This window comes from Pseudoalteromonas sp. SWXJZ94C (genome assembly GCF_015864385.1).
Taxonomy (GTDB): domain Bacteria; phylum Pseudomonadota; class Gammaproteobacteria; order Enterobacterales; family Alteromonadaceae; genus Pseudoalteromonas.
In genome coordinates this window covers 1-1213 of record NZ_JADYXF010000130.1, presented here as the reverse complement: position 1 = coordinate 1213, position 1213 = coordinate 1, and the positions used below count along the sequence as shown (strand labels likewise).

1 protein-coding gene is annotated in these 1213 nt (G+C 38.4%); it reads left to right on the top strand.

The window, feature by feature from the left end; all coding sequences use genetic code 11:
• The first annotated feature begins 230 nt into the window (after positions 1–230).
• Positions 231–1187, top strand: a complete 957-nt coding sequence (locus I6F65_RS21350) for an IS110 family transposase (RefSeq protein WP_166379584.1) — start codon at positions 231–233, stop codon at positions 1185–1187.
• The last annotated feature ends 26 nt before the right edge of the window (positions 1188–1213 follow it).

The window sequence follows — 1213 nt, the reverse complement described above, 5'->3', positions numbered from 1 at the left end:
TTGTATGGATAATAAACCCATCAAATTATTATTTATAACCAAGTTCGGGTAATGTGAGACCCAGGCTTTAGCAGCAACTAAAGCCCTCTTTTGTGGTAGTTCGATTGAGCGATGGCTCCTCTATTGAGAGACCGATAACAAGAATGAACGCCACAAAAGACTCCAAGCACTACACTCGAATAGTCTACTGGGTCTCGAACCCGCATTATGCAAGTAAGAGTTAGCTTATTATGAATACTAAAACAAATCAAAACATTAACGTCGGCGTTGATACCGGTAAATTTCAACTCGACATTTACATTCGTCCTATTGATATCTATTTTACAGTATCAAACGATGAAAAAGGGATTAAAGAGGCCGTTAAAATCATTAAAAAACACAATCCTGAACGGGTTGTTATTGAAGCGACTGGACGTCTTGAAATGCCCTTTATTTTAGCTTGTGCCAATGCCAAGCTCCCGTTCACTATTGCCAATCCAGTCCATGTAAAGCGCTTCGCAGGTGCGCTTGGTCAGCGAGCAAAAACAGACAAACTTGATGCACAATTAATCGCACATTATAGTGAAGCGATTAAACCGAAACTATCGCAACTAAAGCCAGAGACAATGCAAGCTATGAGTGATTTAGTCTCGCGTAGAAATCAATTACTCACCATGCAAACGATGGAAAAAAATAGATTGCAAATCATGCCTAAAGAACTAGCTATGACGATTAAACCTGTACTCACTTTATTCAAAAATATGATATTAAAAACAGAAGCTAAAATAGCAAAGCTGATTGAAAGTTGTCCAGAATATAGTGCTAAAAATGAGATACTTCAAAGCATGACTGGTATTGGAAGAATAGCAGCAGCTTCTATCATCAGTAACTTGCCTGAATTGGGCTATATAAACAGTAAACAGGCCAGTGCTTTAATTGGAGTCGCACCAATGAATAAGGAAAGTGGGCGATTTAAAGGTCATCGAAAAATACAAGGCGGGCGACCGCAAGTAAGAACCGTTTTGTACATGGCAATGATGTCAGCAATGCAATCAAATCCTGTTTTTAAAGCAACATATCAGCGGTTATTAGCCGCAGGGAAACCTAAAAAAGTCGCAATAATTGCCTGCATTAGAAAGATGATTGTTATCTTAAATTCAATGCTAAGAGATGGTGTTTTATGGGAAGCGCCAAAAGTTATAAATTAACTATTGACGCCATAGTCTCTTGTTAG

Bases quoted from the DNA above. Each gene is read 5' to 3' on its own strand.
- I6F65_RS21350 (WP_166379584.1), top strand. From the start codon at position 231: ATGAATACTAAAACAAATCAAAACATTAACGTCGGCGTTGATACCGGT.